This window comes from Kribbella endophytica (genome assembly GCF_054781295.1).
Genome location: NZ_BAAGUR010000002.1, coordinates 1,017,134 through 1,042,494, shown reverse-complemented (window position 1 = coordinate 1,042,494; position 25,361 = coordinate 1,017,134). Strand labels below are relative to the sequence as shown.

Annotated in this window: 21 protein-coding genes; 7 read left to right on the top strand and 14 right to left on the bottom strand. The window is 69.4% G+C overall.

The features are described from left to right. Nucleotides 1-35: 35 nt before the first annotated feature. On the bottom strand, nucleotides 36-758 hold the full coding sequence (locus ACYVIO_RS23300; RefSeq protein ID WP_460652979.1) for an SDR family oxidoreductase: 723 nt from the start codon (nucleotides 756-758) through the stop codon (nucleotides 36-38). Between the two features lie 70 nt (nucleotides 759-828). Here ACYVIO_RS23300 and ACYVIO_RS23295 point away from each other — a divergent pair, with 70 nt between their 5' ends. Together ACYVIO_RS23295 and ACYVIO_RS23290 are read left to right on the top strand one after the other, a co-directional pair. Then, the gene (locus ACYVIO_RS23295; protein ID WP_460652978.1) at nucleotides 829-1,740 is read left to right on the top strand and encodes a LysR family transcriptional regulator; all 912 of its coding nucleotides are present in this window, start codon (nucleotides 829-831) and stop codon (nucleotides 1,738-1,740) included. A 183-nt stretch (nucleotides 1,741-1,923) separates the two neighbouring features. After that, the gene (locus ACYVIO_RS23290) at nucleotides 1,924-2,226 is read left to right on the top strand and encodes a DUF6458 family protein (protein ID WP_460652977.1); all 303 of its coding nucleotides are present in this window, start codon (nucleotides 1,924-1,926) and stop codon (nucleotides 2,224-2,226) included. A gap of 40 nt (nucleotides 2,227-2,266) precedes the next feature. Here the strand turns inward: ACYVIO_RS23290 and ACYVIO_RS23285 are convergent, their stop codons facing one another. The 7 genes from ACYVIO_RS23285 to recA form a co-directional block, all read right to left on the bottom strand. Continuing rightward, nucleotides 2,267-2,641 (bottom strand): nuclear transport factor 2 family protein, encoded by a 375-nt coding sequence (locus ACYVIO_RS23285; protein ID WP_460652976.1) that lies wholly within the window; start codon nucleotides 2,639-2,641, stop codon nucleotides 2,267-2,269. A gap of 56 nt (nucleotides 2,642-2,697) precedes the next feature. Then, nucleotides 2,698-3,192: a GNAT family N-acetyltransferase gene (locus ACYVIO_RS23280; protein WP_460652975.1), complete on the bottom strand. Its 495-nt coding sequence runs from the start codon at nucleotides 3,190-3,192 to the stop codon at nucleotides 2,698-2,700. A gap of 40 nt (nucleotides 3,193-3,232) precedes the next feature. Further along, the gene (gene rny / locus ACYVIO_RS23275; RefSeq protein ID WP_460652974.1) at nucleotides 3,233-5,032 is read right to left on the bottom strand and encodes a ribonuclease Y; all 1,800 of its coding nucleotides are present in this window, start codon (nucleotides 5,030-5,032) and stop codon (nucleotides 3,233-3,235) included. 514 nt (nucleotides 5,033-5,546) lie between these two features. Beyond that, nucleotides 5,547-6,092: an antitoxin gene (locus ACYVIO_RS23270; RefSeq protein WP_460652973.1), complete on the bottom strand. Its 546-nt coding sequence runs from the start codon at nucleotides 6,090-6,092 to the stop codon at nucleotides 5,547-5,549. Nucleotides 6,093-6,379: 287 nt separating this feature from the next. After that, nucleotides 6,380-6,874: an NUDIX domain-containing protein gene (locus ACYVIO_RS23265; RefSeq protein WP_460652972.1), complete on the bottom strand. Its 495-nt coding sequence runs from the start codon at nucleotides 6,872-6,874 to the stop codon at nucleotides 6,380-6,382. Nucleotides 6,875-7,986: 1,112 nt separating this feature from the next. Further along, complete coding sequence (locus tag ACYVIO_RS23260; RefSeq protein ID WP_460652971.1) at nucleotides 7,987-8,508, bottom strand: regulatory protein RecX; 522 nt, start codon at nucleotides 8,506-8,508, stop codon at nucleotides 7,987-7,989. A 1,504-nt stretch (nucleotides 8,509-10,012) separates the two neighbouring features. Then, nucleotides 10,013-11,086 (bottom strand): recombinase RecA, encoded by a 1,074-nt coding sequence (recA, locus tag ACYVIO_RS23255; protein ID WP_460652970.1) that lies wholly within the window; start codon nucleotides 11,084-11,086, stop codon nucleotides 10,013-10,015. Between the two features lie 243 nt (nucleotides 11,087-11,329). Between recA and ACYVIO_RS23250 the strand changes: the two genes are divergently transcribed. The 3 genes from ACYVIO_RS23250 (at nucleotide 11,330) to ACYVIO_RS23240 (ending at nucleotide 14,972) form a co-directional block, all read left to right on the top strand. Then, nucleotides 11,330-12,121: a hypothetical protein gene (locus tag ACYVIO_RS23250; RefSeq protein WP_460652969.1), complete on the top strand. Its 792-nt coding sequence runs from the start codon at nucleotides 11,330-11,332 to the stop codon at nucleotides 12,119-12,121. Between the two features lie 37 nt (nucleotides 12,122-12,158). After that, nucleotides 12,159-12,725 carry a GrpB family protein gene (locus ACYVIO_RS23245; RefSeq protein ID WP_460652968.1) on the top strand — a complete coding sequence of 189 codons (567 nt, stop codon included), beginning with the start codon at nucleotides 12,159-12,161 and terminating at the stop codon, nucleotides 12,723-12,725. 129 nt (nucleotides 12,726-12,854) lie between these two features. Continuing rightward, nucleotides 12,855-14,972 (top strand): MMPL family transporter, encoded by a 2,118-nt coding sequence (locus tag ACYVIO_RS23240; RefSeq protein WP_460652967.1) that lies wholly within the window; start codon nucleotides 12,855-12,857, stop codon nucleotides 14,970-14,972. A gap of 21 nt (nucleotides 14,973-14,993) precedes the next feature. Here ACYVIO_RS23240 and ACYVIO_RS23235 read toward each other — a convergent pair whose 3' ends face one another. Further along, entirely contained in the window at nucleotides 14,994-15,188 is a 195-nt protein-coding gene (locus tag ACYVIO_RS23235) for a DUF3046 domain-containing protein (protein WP_460652966.1), read from the bottom strand. Then, nucleotides 15,185-16,276, bottom strand: coding sequence for an LppM family (lipo)protein (locus tag ACYVIO_RS23230; RefSeq protein WP_460652965.1), 1,092 nt, complete (start codon nucleotides 16,274-16,276; stop codon nucleotides 15,185-15,187). Before ACYVIO_RS23230 ends, ACYVIO_RS23235 begins: the two co-directional genes overlap by 4 nt. 90 nt (nucleotides 16,277-16,366) lie before the next feature. On the opposite strand from ACYVIO_RS23230, the gene ACYVIO_RS23225 reads away from it, so the two are divergent. Further along, nucleotides 16,367-20,938 carry an ATP-dependent helicase gene (locus ACYVIO_RS23225; RefSeq protein WP_460652964.1) on the top strand — a complete coding sequence of 1,524 codons (4,572 nt, stop codon included), beginning with the start codon at nucleotides 16,367-16,369 and terminating at the stop codon, nucleotides 20,936-20,938. Nucleotides 20,939-20,948: 10 nt separating this feature from the next. Next, a complete protein-coding gene (locus tag ACYVIO_RS23220) occupies nucleotides 20,949-21,734 on the top strand; it encodes a DNA-formamidopyrimidine glycosylase family protein (RefSeq protein WP_460652963.1) in 786 nt (261 codons plus the stop codon). A 166-nt stretch (nucleotides 21,735-21,900) separates the two neighbouring features. On the opposite strand, the gene ACYVIO_RS23215 is transcribed toward ACYVIO_RS23220, so the two are convergent. The 4 genes from ACYVIO_RS23215 to rimO all read right to left on the bottom strand — a co-directional run bounded on the left by ACYVIO_RS23215 (nucleotide 21,901) and on the right by rimO (nucleotide 25,214). Continuing rightward, nucleotides 21,901-22,185 (bottom strand): helix-turn-helix domain-containing protein, encoded by a 285-nt coding sequence (locus ACYVIO_RS23215; RefSeq protein ID WP_184794210.1) that lies wholly within the window; start codon nucleotides 22,183-22,185, stop codon nucleotides 21,901-21,903. 163 nt (nucleotides 22,186-22,348) lie between these two features. After that, nucleotides 22,349-22,939: a CinA family protein gene (locus ACYVIO_RS23210; protein ID WP_460652962.1), complete on the bottom strand. Its 591-nt coding sequence runs from the start codon at nucleotides 22,937-22,939 to the stop codon at nucleotides 22,349-22,351. After that, entirely contained in the window at nucleotides 22,936-23,559 is a 624-nt protein-coding gene (gene pgsA / locus ACYVIO_RS23205; protein ID WP_460652961.1) for a CDP-diacylglycerol--glycerol-3-phosphate 3-phosphatidyltransferase, read from the bottom strand. Before pgsA ends, ACYVIO_RS23210 begins: the two co-directional genes overlap by 4 nt. Further along, on the bottom strand, nucleotides 23,556-25,214 hold the full coding sequence (gene rimO / locus ACYVIO_RS23200; RefSeq protein ID WP_460652960.1) for a 30S ribosomal protein S12 methylthiotransferase RimO: 1,659 nt from the start codon (nucleotides 25,212-25,214) through the stop codon (nucleotides 23,556-23,558). The genes pgsA and rimO overlap by 4 nt, the downstream gene beginning before the upstream one ends. Nucleotides 25,215-25,361 lie beyond the last annotated feature (147 nt).

Here is a 25,361-nt window from a genome sequence, read left to right as displayed (position 1 = left end):
CGTCGATCGCGGGGCCGGGAGCCGCCCGGCGGGTGTCAGACCAGGCGCGCGCCGCCGTCGAGGTGCAGGACCGTGCCGGTCAGGAACGGGTTGGTGATCGCACTCAGGACGGCCTGCGAGATGTCCTGCGTACTGCCGATGCGCCGGGCCGGATTCTTCGCGGCCACACCGGCGTAGAACGTTTCGCGGTCCGCGCCCATCCCGTCCCAGGCTCCGGAGTCGACGATGCCCGGGGAGACGGCGTTGACCCGGACCGGAGCCAGCTCGACGGCCAGCGCCTGCGCCAAGAAGGCGACCGCGCCGTTCGTTGTCGTCGTCACCGCCATCCCCGGCTTCGGCCGCCAGCCGACGACGCCGGAGAAGAGCGTCACCGAGCCCACCGGCCGCAGGTGCTTGACCAGCAGCAGCGCACCGATCACCTTCGCGTCGAACGCGCGGATGATCGCCTCCCGCTCCAACTTCTCCACCGGCCCCTTCGCCGGCGCATTGGCCAGGGAGATCAGGTGATCGACCACCACGTCGCGCCGCAGGAGTTCGCTTGCCAGCTCGGCGATCGACTCTTCGTTGCCCAGATCAACGACCGCTGTCGCCACCGAGCCCTCGATCGAGTCCGCCACCGCCTGGACCGCGTCGGCGCTACGCCCGGTGATCGTCACCAGTGCGCCCTGGTCGACGGCATCCTGGGCCAACTGCCGGCCGATTCCGGAACCGCCCGCCACGATCACCACGTGCTTGCCGTTGAGCTCTGCTGTTGTCATGCCCCCAGCCTGGCTACCTCAAGCCATCCACACAAAGACTAGTTCTCGATCTCTCCCATAGACTTCCTTTATGCCTACCCTGCGCGCCCTGGAGTGCTTCGTCGCCACCGTGGAGGCCGGATCGATCACCAGCGCGGCGGCGCGGCTCCACCTGTCGCAACCCGCGCTCTCCCACCAGATCGCAGTCCTGGAGCACGAACTGGGCTCCCCGCTGCTCGAACGACTCCCCCGCGGCATCCGCCCGACCTCGGCCGGGAGGGAGGCGTTGCGGCACGCGCAGGACGCGCTGGATGCGGCCGCCCGCGTGGTACGGGCCGGCCGTGCGGTCGGCGCCCTGGACGAAGGGCAGCTACGGATCGGCTGCGCGGGCTCGATGACCGCCAGTCTGCTGGCACCGCTGCTGCGCGCCTGGCGACGGCGGCATCCGCGCGTGCGACTGGTCCTGCAGGAGCAGAACAGCGCCGACGCGCTCGCCGCGATGATCACCGACGACGAGATCGACGTGGCGATCAGCCCCCGCCCGACCCGCTGGGACGGCGCCGTCGAACTGCTCGCGAGCGAAGAGCTCGTCATCGTCTTCCCCACCGGCGACCCACTCGGCAGCAGGCCGGGACCTGTCCCGATCAGCGCACTGCACGGCTACCCACTGATCCAGTACGCCGGTCCGCACGGCCTCGCCGGATGGCTCGACGGACTCCTCACCGAGCACCAAGTACTCCCCGAGGTCGTCATCCGCACCCGGCAGATCACCTCGGCACCGGCGCTGGCAGCAGCAGGGCTCGGAGCGGCCGTCGTACCGGTGAGCAGTGTCCCGGCCGGGTTCGCGGGGACTGTGCACCGGCTTGATCCGCCGCAGTCGCGGGACGTCGTCGCGTTGACGACCGGGAGGGCTGACGTCCTGGTAGCGCGGTTCGTCGCGAACGCGAAGGCGACCGGTCTGCGCGTTCCGGCAGCCATCGCCCGTCAGTTGGAAGCGGAGTGAGACAGACTCACCGCGCCGGACCACATCGGTCGTCGAGCGCTAGGGTTGATGACAGCAGCCTCCCGGCCGGTTGTGCATGGCAACTGGACTAGATGGGTACTGGGAGTGAGCAAGAACAACGCAACGTCACCCATCCCCCGCCCAAGCGATTGGCCGCGTGCGGCCAGGAGACGGAGGCACAGGATGCGTATCGGCGTCGGAATCTCACTGGTCGCCGCAGGCGCGATCATCGCGTTCGCCGTCCGCGACACCTCGGGCCCGATCGACTTCACCGTCGTCGGCGTCGTCATCATGCTGGCCGGACTCGCCGGCATGTGGCTGTCGTACCGGGTCGCGAACCGCAACCACCCCGAGCACGACGACGCGGCGATCATCAAACCCCGCGTCGAGGAGCAGTACAGCACCGAGCCCCACGCGTACCCGCTCCAGCACGAGATCGACGTGACCCCGACCGAGCACAAGGAGCGCCCGAGCGAGCACCGCTGAGCTGGTCCCGCAGCGACCCGGCGTACCGACGCCGTCCGGCTCAGTTCGTGTACGGCGCCCGCCAGGCCGGCGGCTCGAACGGCGAACCGTAGATCCGGGTCTCCCGCGCGATCAGCCCGTCGCGGAACTCCACGACGTTCGCCACGTAGAAGATGTCGCCGCCGTAGTCCGAGCGCCCGAGCACCACGAAGTGGTCGCCCTCGCCGACGATCCGCTGGATCTCGATCGACGGCGGGTTCGGGTACTCCGACTGCAACGCCCGCATCGTGTCCCGCCCGACCAGGCGCTCACCCGACTGCGGCATCTCCAGCACGTAGTCCTCGGCCCGCAGCGCGTGCTCGTCCTCGGCCGACAGCACCAGTACGCCGTCCATCGGCCACAACCCCTCCAGCACCTCGCGATTGCGATCGGTCATCGCGACCACCCCTTCCCGTTGGCCTCAGCATGCGCGGGAACGCGGCGGAAGAGAAGTTATCGAGGCAACGGTTTCAGCAAGTAGTCACAGGGATCCCGGTGAGTGGTGAGAACGATGCCGTCGGCATCGACCTCGGTCCACTCGTCGATCACCCGAAGCTGCGTAGGCCGATACCCGAGCCGCGCGTACAGCCGCGTCGCGTCCGGGTTGTCGAGCCCGACCCCAAGACCGATCGCGCCTCGTTGCCAGCTGACGGCGAGGTCCTCGGCCGCCGCGATCAGCGCCGACCCGACGCCGGCGCCCTGAACGTACGCGTGCAGCCCGTTGATCTCCGCCGGATCATGAGCCGCCGCGACCTCGGCGTACTTCGACGTCCGCAGCAAGCTGGTCTGACCGATGATCCCGCTCTCGTCGTGAGCCAGCAGAAACGCGGCCTCGTCGCGCTCCTGCTCCTCCCACCGACTCTCCAAATGCGCCCGCCGAGCAGGCGACCGGGCGATGTCGAGCAGCCGGTCGACGTCCTGACGCGTTGCGGATCTGATGTCGAGCACGCTACGACCGTAGCCAACTCGACCTGCGGCCGCAGCCCGATTACTTGGCGACCTCCGTCGCCCGGGACTCGCGGACGACGGTCACCCGGATCTGGCCAGGGTAGGTGAGCTCCTCCTCGACCTGCTTGGCGATGTCGCGCGCCATCACCTGGGCGGCGATGTCGTCGACCGCGTCCGGCAGCACCATCACGCGGATCTCGCGGCCGGCCTGCATCGCGAACACCTTCTCGACCCCGTCGTGGTGCATCGCGATCTCCTCCAGCCGTTCGAGCCGCTGCACGTACGCCTCGAGCGACTCGCGCCGCGCACCCGGCCGCCCACCGCTGACCGCGTCCGCCGCCTGGGTCAGCACGGCCTCGACGGTACGGACCTCGACCTCGTTGTGGTGCGCCTCGATGCAGTGCACGACGTCGTCGTTCTCGCCGTACTTGCGGGCCAGGTCGGCACCGACGATCGCGTGGCTACCCTCCGACTCGTGCGTCAGCGCCTTGCCGACGTCGTGCAGGAACGCGCCGCGCTTGCACAGCTGCGGATCCAGCCCAAGTTCGGACGCCATCATCGACGCGAGGTGCGCCGACTCGATCAGGTGCTTGAGCACGTTCTGCCCGTACGACGTGCGGTAGCGCAGCAGCCCCATCGTCCGGACCAGCTCCGGGTGCAGGTCGGTGATCCCGACCTCGGCCATCGCGTCCTCGGCCGCGCGCATGCACAGCTCGGCGACCTCACCCTTGCTGCGCTCGTAGATCTCCTCGATCCGGCTCGGGTGGATCCGGCCGTCCAGCACCAGCGAGTCCAGCGTCAGCCGCGCGGTCTCCCGCCGTACCGGGTCGAAACAGGACAGCAGCACCGCTTCGGGGGTGTCGTCGATGATCAGGTTGACGCCGGTGGTCTGCTCGAACGACCGGATGTTGCGGCCCTCGCGGCCGATGATCCGGCCCTTCATGTCGTCGCTGGGCAGGTGCACGACCGAGACGACCGACTCGCTGGTCTGCTCCGACGCGAGCCGCTGGACCGCGCCGGTGATGATCTTGCGGGCCTTGATCTCGCCCTCGTCCTGGGCCTGGCGCTCGATGTCGCGCACGATCGTGTGCGCGTGCCGCTTCGCCTCGGCCTCGAGCGCGGCGACCAGCTCGGTCTTGGCCTGCTCGCTGGTCAGGTTCGCGACGCCTTCGAGGATCCGCCGGCGCTCGTCCTCCAGGTCGCGGATCTCGGCGCGCTGCCGGTCGAGCTCGGCGAGCTGGCCGGTGAGCTCGTTCTGCCGTTCCTCGATCCCGCGCAGCTGCTCGTCGAGCCGCTCTTCCCGCTCGGTCAGCCGGTGCTCGCGCCGTTCCATCTCGAGCCGCTGCTCCCGAAGGTCGTCGCGAATCGACTGCGCCTCGGTCTCGGCATCACGCCGTACGACGGACGCCCGCTGCTCGGCCTCCCGGCGGATCTCCGACGCGCGGTCCTCGGACTGGCGACGCACCTCGTCGGCGCGCTGCTCGATCTCCTTCGCCCGCGCCTCCGACTGGCGACGCAGCTCCTCGGCCTGCCGGCGTGCTTCCTCGGTCCGCTGCTCCGACTCCTTCGCGCGGGCCTTGATCACCGCGGCCTCGTCCTCGGCCTCGCGCCGGATCCTGTCGCCGACCGACTTCGCCTCGGCGACGGCGGTCGCGGCCTCGAGCTTCGCGTTCGCCTCCGCGGCAGCGACCTCGGCGCCCTTACGGCGGGTCAGCGTCAACCCGATCCAGGCGAGCAACCCGACCACGAGGAGGCCGACGACCACCAGACCGACGGACGTCGCCGTCAACGTCGCGGCGTACGAGATCACGGCGTACGGCCCGGCCGAAAGCTGCGGCATCGGCGTCTCCCCTCATCGAGTCACGCCTCGGGCGCGACCAGCTCTTGTCGAAGGGATCACCACACAGCGGCCCGAAAGCCAGAAGACGGTACGCCGGAACGCGCCAACCGGGATTCCGCCGACGGCCGGGTGCACCGATGGCGTTCCTCCCCGGTGAGCGCCGGGTCCTTCCTATGCGGCGGCAGGCTGTGCGCCCATCGCCGGCAAGCTCGTCAGAGCTCTGGTCTCGTGTCCCCGGGCCACGCCTGCGCGCGTCCCGGCCCTCGGCCAACCGGCCGACCTCTGCTATGTCATCAACCGTCCGGGTGGACAGTCCCCTTACTGATTCCGAGGCTAAGCGCGCCTATCCACAGGGTCAAGACGGACACACTCCCACCACGACCTGATCGCCGTCCCGGCTTGGGGCCCCGAACGCCGGCACCCCGGCCCGGAGGCGCGTACGCCGTCCGTGGACCGGGGTGCGGAGTCACTGACCCGCCGGGTACGACGCACCCGCGGGCGTGCTGGCCGTCGGCTATCTCGGCCCGGGCAGGCCGCCGTCCGACGTACCGGTTGCTGTCCCACCGGTCTCAGCACCCTCGGTCCGCGAACCGGCCGAGCTGGCGTCGTTTTCACTCACATCAGGCGTCTGCCCACCGACAACTCCGCCGTTGGCGTCACTCGCGCTGGAGTCAGCCTCCGCGTCGCCCGAAGCGGAGTCAGCGGCGCTGGAGTCAGCCGCACCGGCATCACCCGAAGCAGAGTCGGCTGCGCTGGGGTCCGCGGCGCCCGTCCCACCCGCGCTGGAATCAGGCACCTGCGCGTCCGGCGCCTGAGTCGGCGCATCCGGCGCACCGTCGTCCGGCCCGGTCGGCGGCGTACCAGCTGTCTGGTCGCCCGCCTGCGAGTCGACGTAGCCGCCGACCTTCTGCTGCACCGAGTCGACCTTCTCCGCGTACTTCCCGCCGGTCTGCTTGTCGATCAGGTCGCCGGCCTTCTCCACACCTGCCTTGATCTTGTCCGGGTTCTGCTTGACGACGTTCCGGAGCCAGTTCTTCGCCTGTTCCTGGAAATCGTTCATTGCACCCTCCAAAGAGGTGTCAGGGGCGGATCTCAACGAAAAATCCCAGCCTACGACCGGCGCCAAGCCGGTCTCTCCTTCGGATGACACACCCGTCGCCGACACCCGTCAACATCCCTCGCCGTCCACCCCCCGCATTGCAACCCGCCCCCGTCTCACCCCTCAACCCCCGATTTTCCGCACGAATCCGCCAAAAACCCGCCCCACCCAACCCGAAGTTGCCCCCTCCAGACCAGGCGACAGCCCGATGGTCGGCCCATCCACCGTTGACCTCAGCAACCGCTCACTCACCGCCCCTGAAACTGCCCACTCTCCAGATAAGCCCGATAGAGCCCGAGCACCACCTCGGTCTGCGGCTGCAACTCCCCCGGCGCCTCATCCACCGCCCAGAACCCAGCCTCAATCACCTCCTCCGGCTCCACCCGCAGCTCCCCCTCCCACACCCGAGCCTCGAAACACAACGCAAAACAGTGCATCCGGTCTCCGTTCGGATACGTGATCTCATGCACCTCCGGCTCGGACAACGATGCGAACGGCACCAAATCCTCCTCCCGCACCCGCAACCCCGCCTCCTCGAACAACTCCCGCGCCGCAGTCCCCCGAAAACTCGACCCCGGCTCCGCCGCCCCCGCCGGAATCTCCCACAACCCCGAATCCCGCCGCCGCTGAAACAGAACCCGCTCCCCCTCCCCAACCACCACCACCTGAGCCCCCGGCATCAACAGCAGCTCACTCCCCACCCGCTCCCGCAACCGCCACGTATAAGACCCCACATATCCCATCCCCCCAGTCTGCAGGGCCTCACTCACCGAACCCCGGCGCAGCCACTCCACCTGACTCCACACCCCCGGCCCCGCCTCAGCTGTCCCATCCCACAGACCCCACCAACACGTCCCAGCCGTCCCACAGCTCCCGCCAGCCAAGTCACACCGGGGCAAGCCATCGGACGCGCACCAGCCCCATCACCCAGCGCGAACGCTCACCCCGTTGCCAAAGGCCCCACCAACGCGCTCCCCACAACACCCACCCCTTGCCACAAGCCACCAACCCAACCGGCCTCCCTCGTCGGCCTCGGCGTCCCCTCGGCCCTCGGCGATTCCCGGCGTCCAACTGTTGCCGCAGGCGACCGCACCAACACGCAACGCGCCCCACCACCGACCGCCCGACCACCTGGCCAACGGACCGACAGACCATCAACCGCCGTCACTGACCAGCAGACCGGCCCCCGATCGCCGACACCAAACGCACCTACACATACGCCGAGCCGCGCGACGACCTCCGCCAGTGCGCTGCGGTCGCTCTCCCCCACTGCCCCGCGCAAGGCGACCGCTACCTACAACCGCCACCTCGATCCGGCCACCGCCGAACAACCGAGATCACACATCCGGAAAGTCCGCATCCAAACTCGGCGCCGGCCGTGCCGCAGACAACTGAAGGTGTCCTCGCACGGCCTGGCATGGCAACTCAGCTGGCCCTCTGGTCACGACTGTGCCGTGAGCAGTGGCCGCCGGGGGACGTGACGTCGATAGGTCCGCCGCCGAAAGCACAGGCGGCACCAGCAACCAACGCCGACGTGCGAACGAAGTCGAACCGAGCACCACCACCAGCACGATGCCAACCCGGCTGACTCAGCGACCACATTCGGCGCCCGGCGACCGGGGTACGCGAGCAGGGCAAGCGCACTGCGATCGCCTACCGGGCTGGTTGGACTACTCGGCTTCGAGGCCTGACACGGGCGCGGCCGACTCCAGCACAGACGACGCGGACCTGGCTAACGAGGTCAGCTGTGCCGATCTGCGCGTGGCAATCGGGGGCCGCGAGCAAGGTCGCGCAGCTCGATCGCTTGCTGGGCTGGATATTGGCGCGGCCGATGAGGCCGTCCTCGGTTCTTGCACTACTCGGCTTCGAGGCCTGAGTCGTTGAGGAGAGGGAGTTCTTCGTCGGACGCAGCAAGCTCTTGTTTGACCACGGTCATCGCCAGGCCGCCGGGGTACCCCTTGCGGGCGAGCATGCCGACGAGGCGGCGCATGGCGACCTGCCGGTCGAGGGAACGCATCGAGCGGAGCTTCTTGCGCACCAACTCTCGCGCGGTTTCTTCTTCCTGCGTTGAGTCGAGCTCTTCCAAGGCGTCGCGAGCCAACTCGTCATCAACACCTCGACGACGGAGCTCCTGAGCCAACGCTCGCTTGCCGAGTCCGCGCCCTCGATGCCTGGACTCAACCCAGGCAGTGGCGAACGCAGCATCGTTGATCAGCCCGACCTCGGTGAATCGATCGAGCACCTCATCGGCCACCTCGTCCGCGATCTCCCGATCAGCCAGTACGTCGGCCAGCTCGGCCCGCGTCCGCGGCTGTCCCGAGAGCTTGTCGAGCAGGATCGTCCGGGCCACCTGATGCGGATCGGCATTGCGATCCATCGCAGGGTCGGCCGGCGCCCCTTGCTCTTCACCATCACGCCCACCACGTCGCGGCCGTCCCCCGAACCCCCGAGTCGGCCTCCGCCCAGTACGTCCACCGCCTGTCGAACGCCCGCCCGAACGCTCGCCGGAATCGCGACCGGCGGCCGTCGTCGCCGAGTTCGACCTCGAGCGCGACGAACTGGCCCCACGTCCCGTCGACAGTTCGTCCGCAGACTGGCCCTTGTCTTCGTCACCCCCGGCGTCGACGCCCGACCGTCCGCCAGCAGCCCGCTCACGTCGGGCGGCCCAAGCACTCGCACTCGGGTTGGCCGCAGGCTCTCCCACGCCGGGGTCGTCAGCGGAGCCACGCGTGCTCGGCGCAGCGGCAGAACTCCGCGCGCTCGACACAACGGCGGAACCATCCGCACCGGGATCGCCAGCAGAACCACGCGACCTCGACCCGGCCGCGGAACTCCCCGTGCTCGATACGACGGCGGAACCATCCGCACCGGAATCGTCAGCGTAGCCACGTGTGCTCGGCGCGGCCGCGGAACCATCCGCGCTGGAATCGTCAACAGAACCACGCGACCTCGACCCGGCCGCGGAACTCCGCGTCGTCGATACTGCGGCGGAACCATCGACGCCGGGGTCGCCAGCAGAACCACGCGTCCTCGGCGCGTCCGAGGAAACGCTCGAGCCTGAGTCGGCTGCCGGCCGCTTCTTGCGCGGGCCGGCTTTCGATCGCCCGTGGTCACCCGCAGCGGCGGGACTTCCGTCGCGAGCCGTGTCGGCCGCGGCGTCGTCCCGCGCGGGCGTACGTCGGCGGCTGCTGGGCTTGGCAGGGCTCTTGGCTTCGAGCTTGTCCCAAGGGTCGGCCTCGTCGGCGATCTTCGAGGGCTTGCTGGAACTAGTGTCCAGCGCATCCCACGGATCCGGCTCGTCGGACGTCGCCTCACGGCCGGACGTCGTACCGGTGTTCAGTGAGTCCCACGGGTCCGCCTCTTCGGGCGCGGCGTCGCGGCGTGACTTCTTGCGGCGGGCTTCGTCCTCGAGGGTGTCCCACGGATCAGGGAGCTCAGGCGCACTCGCGCGGATACCGGACACGGCGCCGGAGCGGCCCTCGTCCGACGCCCACGAGTGGTCGTCTTCGTCGGTCGTTCGCCGTACGGCAGCCGACCTGCCGGACGAGCGATGGTTCGCCCCTGCGGCAGAGCGCGAGGACGAACGTCCCCTGCCCCCGCTCGACGACTCCACCGGGTTGTCCGACGACTCCGACGACACCGCCGGATGTTCCGACGCCGTGGTTGCTGCGGGCGCCGCAGCTCCTGCACCGCCAGCGGCCGGAGCGGAGATCCCTGCCCCAGAGGCATCAGTCGACGCCGGCGCAGGAGAGCTGGACTCCCCCGCGGTGCTGTCGGCACCGTCGGGGGTCCAGAGGGTGGAACCGGTTGGCCCGTCGGCGAGGAGCCGGCGGGCCAACGCCAGTCGCTCGGCCTGAGTCAGGCCGGTGGCGGGCTGGGGATCAGAAGTCGACATCGACCTCGACCGGCGGAGTCGCGTCGGCCGCGACCTTGTCCTGGCCGATGCCCATCTTCTCCTTGATCTTCTTCTCCAGCTCGTTCGCCAGATCGGGGTTGTCGCGCAGGAAGTTGCGCGCGTTCTCCCGGCCCTGACCGAGCTGGTCGCTCTCGTAGGTGAACCAGGCGCCGGCCTTGCGGACGAAGCCCTGCTCGACACCGAGGTCCAGCAGGCTGCCCTCGCGGCTGATGCCCTGGCCGTAGATGATGTCGAACTCGGCCTGCTTGAACGGCGGGGCCACCTTGTTCTTCACGACCTTGACCCGGGTCCGGTTGCCGACGAAGTCGGTACCGTCCTTCAGCGACTCGATCCGCCGGACGTCCAGCCGGACCGAAGCGTAGAACTTCAGCGCCTTACCACCGGTCGTGGTCTCCGGGGAGCCGAACATCACGCCGATCTTCTCGCGCAGCTGGTTGATGAAGATCGCGGTGGTGTTGGTCCCGCTGACCGCACCGGTCATCTTCCGCAGCGCCTGGCTCATCAGCCGGGCCTGCAGACCGACGTGGCTGTCACCCATCTCGCCCTCGATCTCGGCCCGCGGCACCAGCGCGGCCACCGAGTCGATCACGACGATGTCGATCGCGCCGGAGCGGATCAGCATGTCGGCGATCTCCAGGGCCTGCTCACCGGAGTCCGGCTGCGAGACCAGCAGGGCGTCGGTGTCCACGCCGAGCTTGGCCGCGTAGTCGGGGTCGAGCGCGTGCTCCGCGTCGATGAAGGCGGCGATCCCGCCGGCCTTCTGGGCGTTGGCGACGGCGTGCAGCGCGACGGTCGTCTTACCCGACGACTCCGGACCGTAGATCTCCACCACGCGACCGCGCGGCAGACCACCGATCCCGAGCGCTACGTCGAGCGCGATCGACCCGGTCGGGATGACCTCGATCGGCGCCTTGCCCTGCTCACCCAGCCGCATCACGGAACCCTTGCCGCACTGCCGCTCGATCTGCGTCAGCGCGGTCGCCAGCGCCTTCTCGCGATCCGCCGCGGCCCGCTCCGCACTCGCTGCTGCACCAGCCATCTGACTGCCACCTGACCCATCTAGTCGTTTCGGGCCGCTGTCGCAGCCGCCCGGAGGAATTTCGTTGTCGTCAGAGAAGGTATGGGTTCGCACCGACAATTTCCGGAGCAGTCCTGGATCTGTGGACAACCCGGGCCTCGTCCGGCGAATCCCGTACGGCACAAAATAACCCGAACAGGTGTTCGAACCACAACTGACACGCCGACAACTCCCGAGAACCCGCCGGCGCCTACCCTGGCGAGCGTGAACGACCGTCCCGACATCCCCGACTCCGCCGTCGTCCTCGCGCTCAGCCGGGTCGAGTTCGGCATCGACTCGGTGCTCGACGCGCTGCGCACCCAGGACCCCTTCGGCATCCGCAGCATCCTGACCGACTACTCGTCCCAGGAGCAACCCAACCTGGCCGAGAAGGCGCTCATCCTGGCCGTCGACCGGCTGCTCAAGATGAAGGTCCCCGGCCACGCCGAGTGGCCGACGCTCCCGCTGGCCACGCGCTGCGACTGGTGGGTCGACCGGCTCGGCGGGTTCGCCGCCGTCGTCGCGGGACTCCCCCGGCTCAGCGGTGCGGCCGCCGACGCCCTCCCGATCAAGGACACCCTCGGCGCCGCCGTACAGGCCATGGTGATCGGTGCAGTCTGTCGCGAGTACGGCGTGGAGGCACACGCGGATCGCACGGCAGTGATCGCCCGCGTCCTGACCAAGCGGCCGATCACGCCGGACGACGTACTCCGGTACGACGACCCCACCGAGGCCGGCCAGGACGTGGCCAAGCAGCTGGGTCTCGGCGACGAGTCGGAGGAGGGCGGCCTTCGCCAGGGAGTCCGGCTCGTGTGGCGGATCTCCAAGCTGTTCGGTGGACTCGGCGAGGTCTTCGAGGACCGTCCGCGCGGCAGCCTCGGGGCACGGGCGATCGGCAAACTCCCTGCGGTCGGTGTGGTGGGCGGCTTCTTCGACGAGCGCAAGGGCATCAAGAAAGCCGCGTACGCCGCCGCGGAGCTGCTCACCGACAGCTCGTTCCGGGTCAAGCCGGTCTGACCTGTGCGAGCAGCGCCCGCACTGGAATGATCGGGACATGAGCTCGTCGATCAGCATCGTCCGCCCGGATCCCACCTGGGCCGCGCAGTTCGAGAAGACGGCCGAGGCCGTACGCCGGATCGTCGGCGACACCGTGGTCCGCATCGATCACATCGGCTCGACGGCTGTGCCCGGTCTGGCCTCCAAGGACGTGCTCGACATCCAGGCGACGGTCGCGGGTGAGCCGCACCTGGACGACGCCGCCCAGCTCCTGGTCGGCGCCGACTGGGAGCTGAGGCCGCCGCGCCGCGACCACCCGGTACCGGGCCTGCCGCCCGAGGAGCTGCAGTGGGTCAAGCGGCTGGTCGTCGAGCCGATGTACCGGCGCCGGGTCAACCTGCACATCCGTGTCGAGGGCCACGCCAACCAGCGGTACGCGCTGCTCTTCCGCGACTATCTGCGGGCTCACCCGGACACAGCCGCGGCGTACGGCGACTTCAAGCGGCGAGCCGCGGCGCTCCCGTTCGACAACGTGGGCGACTACGCGGACCTCAAGGATCCCGTCTGCGACCTGATCTACCTCCCGGCCGAGGAGTGGGCGGCCCGGACCGGCTGGAAGCCGTAGCGTGATCGCAGTACTACTCCGGGCTCGTTGACGCCCTCTGCGGCAGCGAGGACGCTGATTCCGGGGGTGCTGTCGTCGTTGACCCGGCGTACGGCGGGCGGACGGTTCCCCCTGGGGGCGTGATCGCGGATGAGCGGAATCGGCCGGCTCGCGGCGTTGCCGTGCGGCAAGGTGTCCAAGTGGGTCGTGCTGGTGCTGTGGATCGCCGCGATCGCGGTGTCGTTCGGCCCGGCCGGCAAGCTGACGGGCGCTCAGGACAACGACGCCGTCTCCTGGCTGCCGGGCAACGCTGAGTCCACCGAGGTGCTGCAGGCAACTGCCCGGTTCTCCTCGCCGGACGAGATCCCGGCCGTGCTGGTCTACGAGCGCTCGTCCGGGCTGACCCCTGCTGATCAGCAGGCCGTCGCGGCCGACGTCACGGCGTACGGCGAACTTGAGGGCGTCGACCGGGAGGTGGTCGGTCCGATCCCGTCCGAGGACGGCCAAGCGCTGCAGGTGATTGTGCCGATCAACGCGGGCTCCGGCGGCTGGGAGGTCATCGGTGCGCGCGCAGCTGACCTCCGCCAGATCGCAGCCGACCGGCCTGATGGGCTGAGCTTCCACATCACCGGGCCAGGTGGGACTGCTGCCGACTCGCAGGAGGCGTTCGAGGGGATTGACGGCAAGCTGCTCTACTCGGCGGGCGCAGTGGTCATCGTGATCCTCCTGCTGACCTACCGCAGCCCGGTGCTCTGGCTGCTTCCAGTGCTCTCGGCAGGGACCGCTCTGTTCGCCGCACAGGCCGTGGTCTACCTCCTGGCGACCAGAGCCGACCTGACGGTGAACGCACAGAGCGCAGGAATCCTTACTGTGCTGGTGTTCGGCGCCGGTACGGACTACGCCCTGCTGCTGGTGGCGCGATACAGGGAAGAGCTCCGCCGCCATCAAGACCGTCACGAGGCGATGGCGTACGCCCTGCACCGCTCCGGCCCGGCGATCGTTGCCTCCGGCTCCACTGTGGTCGCCGGCATGCTCTGCTTGCTGCTGGCATCGATGAACTCGACCAGCGGACTCGGTCCGGTCGCCGCAGTCGGCATCGTCGTCGCACTGCTCGCCATGCTGACCCTGCTGCCCGCTCTGCTCGTCATCTGCGGTCGCTGGGTCTTCTGGCCGCTGCGGCCGACGTACGGCTCCGACGACCACACCGAGAACAGCGTCTGGGGCCGGATCGGTCGCCGGATCGCCGTGAGGCCTCGGCTGACGTGGGTGACCACCACCGTCCTTCTGGCCGCCGCAGCGCTCGGCATCCTGTCGCTGAACCCGGACGGGCTCTCGAACGAGGAGTCGTTCACCGGTACGCCGGACTCGGTGATCGGCGAGCGCATCGTCGCAGCGCACTTCCCTGCTGGCGCCGGCAACCCGCTCGTCGTTGTCAGCAACGCCGATCAGGCTGCTGCGGTCAGTGCTGCCCTGGAGTCGACGCCTGGTGTCGCGGCCGTGGCCGAGCCGCAGTCGGCGGGCGGGCTGGCCTACATCGAGGGGACTCTGCAGGACCCAGCAGACAGCCAGGCCGCGAAGGACGCCGTCGACCGCGCGCGAGCCGCCGTACACGCGGTGCCGGACGCGGATGCGCTCGTAGGTGGCGGTACGGCGATCCTGCTGGACACCCAGCGCGCTGCTGCCCATGACAACAAGGTGATCATCCCCGTCGTACTGGCTGTGGTGCTGCTGATCCTGGCGCTGCTCCTGCGGTCGCTGCTGGCCCCCGTACTGCTCGTGGCGACCGTGGTGCTGTCGTTCGGGGCCGCACTCGGGATCAGCTCGCTGGTCTTCCACAACGTGCTCGGGTTCCAGGGGGCGGACACGTCGCTGCCGCTGTTCGTGTTCGTCTTCCTGGTGGCGCTGGGCATCGACTACAACATCTTCCTGATGACCCGGGTGCACGAGGAGGCCAAGCAGCACGGGACCCGGCGCGGCGCGCTGATCGGCGTTGCCGCGACCGGTGGGGTGATCACGTCGGCCGGGCTGGTGCTGGCGGGGACGTTCGCCGTACTGGCGACGCTGCCGCTGGTCGCTTTCGCAGAGATCGGTATCGCGGTGGCGCTCGGCGTTCTGCTGGACACGATCGTGGTCCGGTCGGTGCTGGTGACCGCGCTCAACCTCGACATCGGCCGGCACCTGTGGTGGCCGAGCAAGCTCGCCCAGCGGCGTGATCCCGAGCCGGAGACGTCGGTGCCCGAGCCGGAAACGACTCTGGCGAGCAGCTAGGTCTGCTGCTCGCCAGAGGTGTCAGCGTTCGCTGGGTGGTAGCTGGAGGTGCGCCCAGACGGCCCGCCAGACGGTCTTGGCGTGCTCACCCTGGGCGAGTGCCTCGGCGACCGTGCGCCCGTTGAGGCCGCTGATCACCTGCGTCTCGGCCCAGGTCCTCGAGTACGACGCGCCGAGCGCGTGGTCCATCCGATCCCAGAACTCTGTGAGCCTCATGCCCGCCCGTCGTCCTGCGGCGGCCGACCCCAACCACCCTGCTGCGGCGGCTGCTGGCCCTGCTGAGGCGGCTGCCCTTGCTGGGGCGGCTCGCCCTGCTGAGGCGGCTGCTGGCCCTGTTGGGGCGGCTGCTGGCCCTGCTGCGGGGGCTGGTTCCAGCCGCCCTGCTGCGGAGGCTGCTGCTGGTTCGGCGGCTGACCCCAGCCCTGCCCACCCTGCTGCGGCGGAGGCTGCTGGCCGCCACCCCACTGGCCAGGCTGGCCCTGCTGCGGCTGACCTGGGTACTGCGGCTGGCCCGGGTACTGCTGACCGGGAGGCCCGTACTGCAGGCCGGGCTGACCGTACTGACCACCAGGACCCTGCTGACCGCCGTACTGCTGCCCCTGCGGGCCCCACTGCTGCGGCTGGCCCGGATACTGCCCGTACTGGCCGCCGCCTGGGAACTGCTGCTGCTTCTTGCGTCCGCGCAGGATGAAGAACACCACCGCGGCCGCGGCCAGGAGCACCAGCACGACGATCAGGATGATCGCCCAGACCGGGAACGAGCTGCCGGCCTCGGAGGTCAGCGAGACCTTGCCGAGCTTGTCCAGGCTGTCGTACGTCGCCGTCCGGCCGCTGATCTGCGCGCCGTCGTCGTGCTCGAGGATCTTGCCCGGCATGGTGATCTTGAACTTGATCACCGGCTGAACGCTGTCCGGGATCTGGTTGCCCAGGTTGGTGTCCTTCACGCTGACGACGAACTTGTCGCCGTCCTTGCGGAAGCCGACCCCGCCGGCGGTCGACGTGCCCATGTCGCTGAACGGGACGTTGTCGAAGCTGCAGTCCGAGCCGACGTACTTGTCGTCCTCGTACGGCTTGCAGCTGACGCCCGCGGTCTCGCTCTTCTTGATCTCGCCCTCGACCTGCTTGCGGATCGCGTCGAGCGACTGGCCGCTGGACTCGACCAGCTGCTTGTCGACGCCGATCTTCATGGTCCCCGAGACCGTCTCGTCGGAGTTCACCTTCAGGTCGGCATCGAGGTTCACGCACCCGGTCAGGCCGATCAGGCACGCCCCGGCAACGAGCGCCATGCGCAAGCGGTTCTTCATGACGCAGATCATTCCAGACCAGGGGGACAGAACGTGTCCGGGCGGGTACTTGAGGCGCCGGACCGGAAACTGTCGGAGGGACCCGGCAAGATGGGGAACGTGCAGAAGTCCACCGCGTTGAGCCGATTCTCGCCCGCGACCCGGGCGTGGTTCGGCGACGTCTTCGAAGCGGCCACCCCGGCCCAGCTCGAGGCGTGGGACGCGATCACCGCGGGCCGGGACGCGCTGGTCGTCGCGCCCACCGGTTCGGGCAAGACGCTGGCCGCCTTCCTCTGGGCCCTGGATCGGTTGGCCACCACTCCCCCGCCGGACGACCCCAAGTTGCGCTGCCGAGTGCTCTACGTCTCGCCGATGAAGGCGCTCGCCGTCGACGTCGAGCGCAATCTGCGCGCACCGCTGATCGGCATCCGGGAGACCGCTCGCCGGCTCGGTGAGGCGCCGATCGAGGTCGACGTCGCGGTCCGCTCCGGCGACACCCCGGCGAGCGAGCGACGCAAGTTCGCGACCAAGCCTGCCGACGTCCTGATCACCACTCCGGAGTCGTTGTTCCTGCTGCTCACGTCGCAGGCGCGCGAATCGTTGCGCGGCATCGAGACCGTGATCGTCGACGAGGTGCACGCGGTCGCGGGGACGAAACGCGGCGCGCACCTGGCGCTCACGCTCGAGCGGCTGGACGCGCTGCTGCCCAAGCCGGCTCAGCGGATCGGGCTGTCGGCGACGGTCCGGCCGGTCGAGGAGGTCGCCCGGTTCCTCGGCGGCGAGCGGCCGGTGACCGTGGTCCAGCCCAAGTTCACCAAGCAGTGGGACCTGAGCGTCGTCGTACCGGTCGAGGACATGGCCGAGCTGGCGAGCACCGAGATCGAGACGTCGGGGTCGGCCGCCGGTCCGCCCCAGCACGCGTCGATCTGGCCGCACGTCGAGGAGCACGTCTTCGACCTGATCTCCTCACACCGCTCCACGATCGTCTTCTCGAACTCGCGCCGCCTGGCCGAGCGCCTCACTGCCCGGCTCAACGAGATCGCCGCCGAGCGGGCCGAGCTGGAGCTGGCAGACGCCGGTTCGCCCGCGCAGGTGATGGCTCAGTCCGGGGCGTCCCTGGCCGCGCCGCCGTTGATCGCGCGGGCGCACCACGGCTCGGTGAGCAAGGAGCAACGCGGGCTGATCGAGGAGGATCTCAAGTCCGGGCGGCTGCCCTGCGTGGTCGCGACGAGCAGTCTGGAGCTGGGTATCGACATGGGCGCGGTCGATCTGGTGATCCAGGTCGAGGCGCCGCCGTCGGTCGCGAGTGGCCTGCAGCGGGTCGGGCGGGCCGGTCACCAGGTCGGCGCGACGTCGCGTGGCGTGCTGTTCCCGAAGTTCCGCGGCGACCTGGTCGACACGGCCGTTGTGGTGCAGCGGATGCGCGACGGGCTGATCGAGAGCCTGCACATCCCTGCGAACCCGCTCGACGTGCTGGCCCAGCAGATCGTCTCCATCGTCGCGCTCGACACCATCGACGTCGACGAGCTCTTCACGCTGGTACGGCGGTGCGCGCCGTTCGCGACCTTGCCGCGCTCGGCGTACGACGGGGTGCTGGACATGCTGTCCGGGCGGTACCCGTCGGACGAGTTCGCCGAGCTTCGGCCGCGGATTGTGTTCGACCGGGTCAGCGGGGAGATCTCCGGCCGGCCGGGTGCGCAACGGCTCGCGGTGACCAGCGGCGGCACGATCCCGGACCGCGGGCTGTTCGGCGTCTTCCTGGTCGGTGAGTCGACCAACCACCGGGTCGGTGAGCTGGACGAGGAAATGGTCTACGAGTCACGCGTGGGTGACGTGTTCACGCTCGGCGCGTCCAGCTGGCGGATCGAGGACATCACGCACGACCGGGTGTTGGTCTCGCCGGCGCCGGGTCAGCCCGGGCGGCTGCCCTTCTGGAAGGGCGACGCGGTCGGGCGACCGGCCGAGCTCGGAGCGGCCACCGGCGCGTTCGTGCGGACGATGGCGGCGCTGTCGCCGGCCAAGGCGATCAAACGAGCCCGCGACGCGGGCCTGGACGAGTACGCGGCGAACAACCTGGTCGCGTATCTCGGCGAGCAACGCGAAGCGACCAGCCGGGTGCCGGACGACGTGACGATCCTGGTCGAGCGGTTCCGCGACGAGCTGGGCGACTGGCGGGTCTGCATTCATTCGCCGTACGGCGGGCAGGTGCATGGGCCGTGGGCGTTGGCGATCGCCGCGCGGCTGCGCGAGCGGTACGGGATGGACGCCCAGTCGGTCTCGGGTGACGACGGGATCGTGCTGCGGCTTCCAGAGACCGACGAGCCGCCGCCGGGTGCGGAGCTGGTGCTGTTCGACCCGGCCGAGATCGAGGACTTGGTGACCGCGGAGGTCGGTGGGTCTGCGCTGTTCGCGGCCCGCTTCCGCGAGTGCGCTGCGCGGGCTCTTCTGCTGCCGCGGCGTAATCCGGGGAAGCGATCGCCCTTGTGGCAGCAAAGGCAGAAGTCGGCTCAGCTGCTCAGCGTGGCCAGCAAGTACGGGTCGTTCCCGATCGTGCTGGAGACGCTGCGCGAGGTGCTGCAGGACGTCTACGACCTGGACGCGTTGAAGGATCTGCTGACCGGGATCGGTGAGCGGCGGATCTCCGTGGTCGAGGTGGAGACCCAGGAGGCGTCGCCGTTCGCGAAGTCGCTGCTGTTCGGGTACGTAGGCGCCTTCATGTACGAGGGCGACGCGCCGCTGGCGGAGAAGCGCGCGGCGGCACTCGCGCTCGATCAGAGTCTGCTGTCCGAGTTGCTCGGCCGGACCGAGCTGCGCGAGCTGCTCGATGCCGAGGTCGTGCTGCGGACCGAGGCCGAGCTGCAGCGGCTGGCGGAGGATCGCCGAGCGCGTGATGCGGAGGGGCTGTTCGACGTACTGCGGTTGGTTGGGCCGCTGTCGGTTCACGAGGCTGGGCAGCGTTGTGTCGACGGCGCTGATGCCGAGGCGTGGCTGACGGATCTGGCGGCGGCTCGGCGAGTGGTTCGGGTTCGGATCGCGGGCGAACATCGCTGGGCTGTGGTCGAGGACGTTGCTCGGCTGCGGGATGCGCTCGGCGTGCCGGTGCCGCCTGGGGTGGCCGAGGCGCATGCCGAATCGGTCGCGGATCCGCTGGGCGATCTCGTCTCGCGGTACGCCCGGACGCACGGGCCGTTCCGGGCCGTGGATCTGGCGACGCATCTTGGGACCGGCGTCGCGGTCGTGACGGATACGCTGCGGCGGCTCGGTGCCGCGGGGCGGGTGGTCGAGGGCGAGTTCCTGCCTGGCGGCATCGCGATGGAGTGGTGCGACAGCGAGATCCTCCGGCTGCTGCGGCGTCGATCTTTGGCCGCGCTGCGTAAAGAGGTCGAGCCGGTCGAGCCCGCTGCGTTGGCGCGGTTCCTGCCTGCCTGGCAGGGAATCACGAGCAGCCGCGGGCGCGGGTACGACGTACTACTGGGTGCGATCGAGCAGCTGGCGGGATGTGCCGTGCCTGGGTCGGCGCTGGAGTCGATCGTGTTGCCAGCGCGAGTGCCTGGGTACCAGCCGTCGATGCTGGATGAGTTGACCGCGACCGGTGAGGTGATCTGGGCGGGGTCCGGTTCGTTGCCGGGGACGGATGGCTGGGTTTCGCTGCATCTGGCGGACAACTGCGATCTGACCTTGCCGGATCCGGACGCCACGCTCGAGGTCGGCGAGACGCATCAGGCGGTGCTGGATGCGCTGGCTGGCGGCGGTGCGTTCTTCTTCCGCCAGCTCAGCGATGCGGTCGGCGCAGCCAGCGGTGTGGTCGACGACGAGACGATGGTCGGGGTCCTTTGGGATCTCGTCTGGGCTGGGTATCTGACCAATGACACCTTGGCTCCGGTGCGGTCGTTGGTGAGCGGTGGTCGCGGAAGTCATCGGACTCGACGGGCGACGCCGCGTGCGCGGCCCGGCCGGGCGCCACGACCTGGGCGGCCGACGATGCCTGCCCGTAGTGGTCCGCCGACGGCCGGCGGGCGGTGGTCGTTGCTGCCGGAGCGGAATGAGGACCCGACACGTCGGGCGCATGCTGCGGCGGAGACGCTCCTCGATCGCTACGGGATCGTCACGCGCGGCTCGGTGATCACCGAGCGGACGCCTGGTGGATTCGCGGCCGTGTACAAGGTTCTGAGCGCCTTCGAGGAGTCAGGGCGTTGCCGGCGCGGGTACTTCGTGGCGGGGCTGGGGGCGGCGCAGTTCGCGCTTCCTGGCGCGGTCGATCGACTGCGGGCTTTGGCGGACGGCGCGCCTGGTGGCGGGCGGGAGGATTCTGCGGCGCGTGCCGTCGTACTGGCTGCTTCGGATCCTGCGAACCCGTACGGCGCTGCGCTGCCGTGGCCGGAGCGAGAGAACGCCGGCGGACATCGGCCGGGCCGAAAGGCCGGTGCGCTGGTCATGCTCGTCGACGGGAAGCTGATCGTGTACGTCGAGCGCGGCGGGCGGACGGTGCTGAGCTTCACCGAGGATCCGGAGCTGCTGCAGCCGGCTGTCGATGCGCTGGCCCTGGCGATCAGGGACGGGCATCTGGGCAAGCTGAGCGTCGAGACCGCGGACGGCGAACAGGTGCGGCACACGGCCTTCGGAGACGCCTTGGCGAAGGCAGGCTTCCACGCGACGCCGCGCGGGCTGCGGCTGCGCGTCTGAGGCTGCTGGCATGCCCGAAGGAGACACCGTCTGGCGCGCGACCAAGCGGCTCGACCAAGCACTGGCCGGGAAGGTGCTGATCAAGACCGACTTCCGCGTGCCGACGTTGGCGACGACCGACCTGAGCGGCCGGACCGTCGTTGAGGTTGTGCCTCGGGGCAAGCATCTGCTGATGCGTCTTTCCGGCGAGACGACGATCCACAGCCATTTCCGGATGGACGGGAGCTGGCATCTTTACCGGCCTGGCGAGCGGTGGAAGGGCGGGCCCGACTATCAGGTTCGGGCAGTGCTGGAGACCGAGTCATGGACTGCGGTGGGCTATCGGCTGCCGGTCCTGGAGTTGGTGGCAACCTCCGCCGAGGACACTGTGGTCGGGCATCTCGGGCCTGACCTGTTGTCGCCGTCCTTCGACCGGGCAGTTGCCCTGGCCAACTTGTCGACCGATCCCGAGCGGACGATCAGTGAGGCGTTGCTCGACCAGCGGAACCTGGCCGGCATCGGGAACTTCTACCGGACCGAGGTCTGCTTCCTCCTCGGGCTGCATCCTTGGCGCCCGGTGTCGACGGTCGATCTCGGGGCCGCGGTTGACCTGAGCCGGCGGCTGATGAAGGCGAACCTCGTTCACGCGGCGCAGGTCACCACCGGCGTGGACCGGCCGGGACAACGCAGCTGGGTCTTCGAGCGACCGGGGAAGCCGTGCCGACGATGTCGCACGCTCATTCAGACGGCTCCGATCGGCGAACCGCCGCGGGCGCGGGTCAGCTACTGGTGCCCGCGCTGCCAGCCGGAGAACTGACCTGTGGACAACCCCGCCGACCGAACCGGAACCGGATACCTTCTCTGACGAGACGCAATCGAACATGTGTTCGATTCGGAGAGGAGAAGATGATGACGGAGATCTGCTACAGCCACTACAACACTCGCCACGCCGCCAAGGCGGGTGGCGAGTCATGACGACCGGATCAGGCCGCGACGACCTCGGGCTCGATCGTCGTGTGCGCCAGCACCAGAGCCTCTTCGCGGGCCAGGTCCTCGCTCACCTCGGCGAAGATCATCGAGAGCGGTACGTCGAGGGCCGTGCAGATTGCTGCCAGCAACTCGCTCGAGGCTTCCTTCTGACCGCGCTCCACCTCGGAGAGGTAGCCCAGGCTCACCCGGGCCTCGGCGGACACCTCGCGCAGAGTGCGCCCCTGGCGCAGCCGCTTACGCCGCAGTACGTCGCCCAGCAGGCCACGAACCAGCACCATGAGGTTTCTCCCTTCCGCCTGTCGGACCGAATCTACTCGCACCGTAGCTCGACCGTGGGAACCAACGGTACCCGTTGCCGGGTCACTACTGTTCGCAACGTCCAGCTTCGGTGCGCCGCTCCAGTCTGCCCTACCTCTGCCCATGCTGGTCTCAACACCCCGATCAGCCAGGATCTTCCGTCATCAACTCGGCGCCGAGCTTCAGGACCGCCTCGACACTCCCCCAGCGAACAGCGGCCCGATCTCCGCTCAGTGACAGCTTCCGGACCTCGACCTTGCGCGGCCCGGCCGCCGCGACGTACACCGTGCCGGCTTCGATCCCGGCCTGCGGATCCGGTCCGGCCACACCCGTCGTGGCGAGGCCGTAGGTGGCCCCCAGCCGCTCCCGGACGCCCGCCGCCAGCGCGTGGGCCGTATCGGCGTGCACGGGCCCGACAGCGGCCAGCAGGTCCTCGGGAACGCCCGCGAGCGTCGCCTTCAGGTCGGTGGCGTAGACGATCACGCCGCCGCGGTAGACGGCAGAGATTCCCGGTACGTCGGTCAGCGTGGCGCCGACCAGCCCGCCGGTGAGGGACTCCGCGGTAGCGACGGTGGCTTCGCGCTCCTTGAGGAGCTCCACGAACTGGGCGAGTGCCGTGTCCAGACTGCTGGGCTCACTGGCAGCGGTGTGCCTGCCAAGAGACGTCGCGCTGTCGCTCGCGCTGGACGGCGGCGGGTTTGTGCCACCTTCTGCGCCGGGCGTGTCGGCCGTCATGGCAGCGGACGTTTGGCGGCGGCGCGGAGGCGGACCGCGCGACCCACGTAATCGAGGCCGGTCGCGATCGTGACGATCACGGCCGCGGCCATGAACGCCACGGCGGTCCAGTGCAGGACCGCCACCGAGTGCCAGGGAAGGAGGTAGAGACCGAGTGCGATCGCCTGCAGGACCGTTTTCAGCTTGCCGCCACGGCTGGCCGGCATCACGCCGTGCCGAATCACCCAGAACCGGAGCGCGGTCACCCCCCACTCGCGGACCATCACCACGATGGTGACCCACCACGGCAGATCACCGAGCAGGGACAAGCCAATGAACGCGGCACCGGTGAGCGCCTTGTCCGCGATCGGGTCGGCGATCTTGCCGAAGTTCGTGACCATGTTCCAGCGGCGCGCGATGTCACCGTCGAACCGGTCGGTGACGATCGCGACCACGAAGGCGGCTGTCGCCAGCAACCGGTTCCCGTCGTCGACCCCACTGTCACGCAGCAGCAACCAGACGAACAACGGCACCAGGACGAGCCGCAGCACGGTCAGCCCGTTCGCCACGTTCCAGGCGCTCGGCGCGCTGATCGGACCGGTGGCCGCGTGCGGCACCGGATTCGTCGGCGGGTTCGTCACGCGGTCAGGTTAGCTGCCTGGACGACTTCCTGGGGCTGCACGTGCGCGGCGTACTCCGCGACGAGGTCGACTCCTTCGCTCGCCACCACGGTGGCGACGACGAGATCTCCGAGGGCGAGACCGTCGGGCAGACCAGTCAGCGTGGTGGAGCCATCGACCTCGGGGCCCTGGTGGGCGGCGCGGCCTTCAGCGGTGTCGCCGTCCAGGGACTCGACCAGGACCTCGAGCGTCTCTCCGACCCGCGCCTCGGCGCGGGCCGAGGTCAGGTCCTCGGCCAGCCGGGTGACGCGGTCGAGGCGGGCCGCGATCGTGTCCTCGTCCAGCTTGCCGTCGTAGGTCTCGGCCTCGGTGCCGTCCTCGTCGGAGTACCCGAACACCCCGATCGCGTCGAGCCCGGCGCGGGAAAGGAAGTCGCAGAGAATGTCCACGTCCTCCTCGGTCTCCCCCGGGAACCCGACAATCACGTTGCTCCGGATGCCCGCAGTGGGCGCCTGCGCGCGGACCTGCTCGATCAGCTCGAGGAAGCGCTCCGAGTCACCGAACCGGCGCATCCGGCGCAGCAACGGGCCGGACGCGTGCTGGAACGACAGGTCGAAGTACGGCACGACACCAGGGGTCGAGGTCATCGCGCTGATCAGCGTCGGGCGCATCTCGGCCGGCTGCAGGTACGAAACGCGGACTCGCGTCAGCCCCGGCACAGCTGCGATCTCGCCGACGAGCGTCTCGAGCAGGCGCAGATCGCCCAGGTCCTTGCCGTACGAGGTCGAGTTCTCGGAGACGAGGAAGACCTCACGCACGCCGTTCTCGGCGAGCCAGTGGGCTTCGCCGAGGACCTCGGTCGGCCGGCGTGACACGAACGCTCCACGGAACGCCGGGATCGCACAGAAGGCACAACGCCGGTCGCAACCCGACGCCAGCTTCAGCGGCGCCATCGGACCGCCGTCCAGCCGCCGTCGCATTACACGCGGGCCGCTGGCCGGCGCGCTCATGAGGTCTGGCGCGTCGATGGTTAGCTCAGAGGGCTCGGACGGCTTGACCGCACGTCCCTTCAGCTCGGCCGTCGCGCCGGCCGCCAACGCGTCGACATCGCCGTTCGCGGGCTTCAACGCGGCAGGGATGTGAGAGCCGTGTGCACCTGCCGCAACGTGCGCGGAGACCGCGCCACCATTGTCAGACGCCGAGTCGCCGTGGCCAGGGACTGCGACACCGTGGGCGCCGGCGCGGTCGGCCGGAGCAAGCGGAAGCAGCTTGCGACGGTCCCGCGGGACGTGGGACTGGTGCTTGGTCCCGGACAGGATCGAGCGCAGCTTGTCGGAGATGTCCGCGTAGTCGTCGAAGCCGAGCACCGCGTCCGTCTCCGGCAGCGCCTCGGCCAACTGCTCGCCGTACCGCTCAGCCAGGCACCCGACCGCGACGACAGCCTGCGTCCGGCCCGAGTCCTTGTAGTCGGAGGCGGCCAGCAACGTGTCGACCGAGTCCTTCTTGGCGGCCTCGACGAATCCGCAGGTGTTCACCACCACGGTGTCCGCCTCGGACGCGTCCTCCACCAGCCGGAACCCGCCGGCTTCCAACCGTCCGGCCAGTTCTTCGGAGTCCACATCATTACGAGCACAGCCCAGCGTGACCAGGGCGACAGTCGTGGGGTTCGTAGTCATCACCCCGAGTATGACTGCTGCCACCCCAACGCCCATAACCAACCACCTCACCCACCACCCGAACCAGGTGGTAGTCAGCCGTTCAGGCGTCGATGCAGACGCGCGAAACCGGGCTGGGTCATCGTCGAGCCGGGCCAGGCGGTCGAA

Excerpts from the sequence above, each read along its gene's own strand:
- ACYVIO_RS23230 (WP_460652965.1), bottom strand. The coding sequence starts at position 16,276 with ATGAAGAACCGCTTGCGCATGGCGCTCGTTGCCGGGGCGTGCCTGATC.
- ACYVIO_RS23270 (WP_460652973.1), bottom strand. The coding sequence starts at position 6,092 with ATGAACGATTTCCAGGAACAGGCGAAGAACTGGCTCCGGAACGTCGTC.
- ACYVIO_RS23240 (WP_460652967.1), top strand. The coding sequence starts at position 12,855 with ATGAGCGGAATCGGCCGGCTCGCGGCGTTGCCGTGCGGCAAGGTGTCC.
- rimO (WP_460652960.1), bottom strand. The coding sequence starts at position 25,214 with ATGACTACGAACCCCACGACTGTCGCCCTGGTCACGCTGGGCTGTGCT.
- rny (WP_460652974.1), bottom strand. The coding sequence starts at position 5,032 with ATGCCGCAGCTTTCGGCCGGGCCGTACGCCGTGATCTCGTACGCCGCG.
- ACYVIO_RS23300 (WP_460652979.1), bottom strand. The coding sequence starts at position 758 with ATGACAACAGCAGAGCTCAACGGCAAGCACGTGGTGATCGTGGCGGGC.
- recA (WP_460652970.1), bottom strand. The coding sequence starts at position 11,086 with ATGGCTGGTGCAGCAGCGAGTGCGGAGCGGGCCGCGGCGGATCGCGAG.
- ACYVIO_RS23210 (WP_460652962.1), bottom strand. The coding sequence starts at position 22,939 with ATGACGGCCGACACGCCCGGCGCAGAAGGTGGCACAAACCCGCCGCCG.
- ACYVIO_RS23285 (WP_460652976.1), bottom strand. The coding sequence starts at position 2,641 with ATGACCGATCGCAATCGCGAGGTGCTGGAGGGGTTGTGGCCGATGGAC.
- ACYVIO_RS23245 (WP_460652968.1), top strand. The coding sequence starts at position 12,159 with ATGAGCTCGTCGATCAGCATCGTCCGCCCGGATCCCACCTGGGCCGCG.
- ACYVIO_RS23215 (WP_184794210.1), bottom strand. The coding sequence starts at position 22,185 with ATGGTGCTGGTTCGTGGCCTGCTGGGCGACGTACTGCGGCGTAAGCGG.
- ACYVIO_RS23235 (WP_460652966.1), bottom strand. The coding sequence starts at position 15,188 with ATGAGGCTCACAGAGTTCTGGGATCGGATGGACCACGCGCTCGGCGCG.
- ACYVIO_RS23260 (WP_460652971.1), bottom strand. The coding sequence starts at position 8,508 with ATGGATCGCAATGCCGATCCGCATCAGGTGGCCCGGACGATCCTGCTC.
- ACYVIO_RS23220 (WP_460652963.1), top strand. The coding sequence starts at position 20,949 with ATGCCCGAAGGAGACACCGTCTGGCGCGCGACCAAGCGGCTCGACCAA.
- ACYVIO_RS23225 (WP_460652964.1), top strand. The coding sequence starts at position 16,367 with ATGGGGAACGTGCAGAAGTCCACCGCGTTGAGCCGATTCTCGCCCGCG.
- ACYVIO_RS23290 (WP_460652977.1), top strand. The coding sequence starts at position 1,924 with ATGCGTATCGGCGTCGGAATCTCACTGGTCGCCGCAGGCGCGATCATC.
- ACYVIO_RS23265 (WP_460652972.1), bottom strand. The coding sequence starts at position 6,874 with ATGGGATATGTGGGGTCTTATACGTGGCGGTTGCGGGAGCGGGTGGGG.
- ACYVIO_RS23295 (WP_460652978.1), top strand. The coding sequence starts at position 829 with ATGCCTACCCTGCGCGCCCTGGAGTGCTTCGTCGCCACCGTGGAGGCC.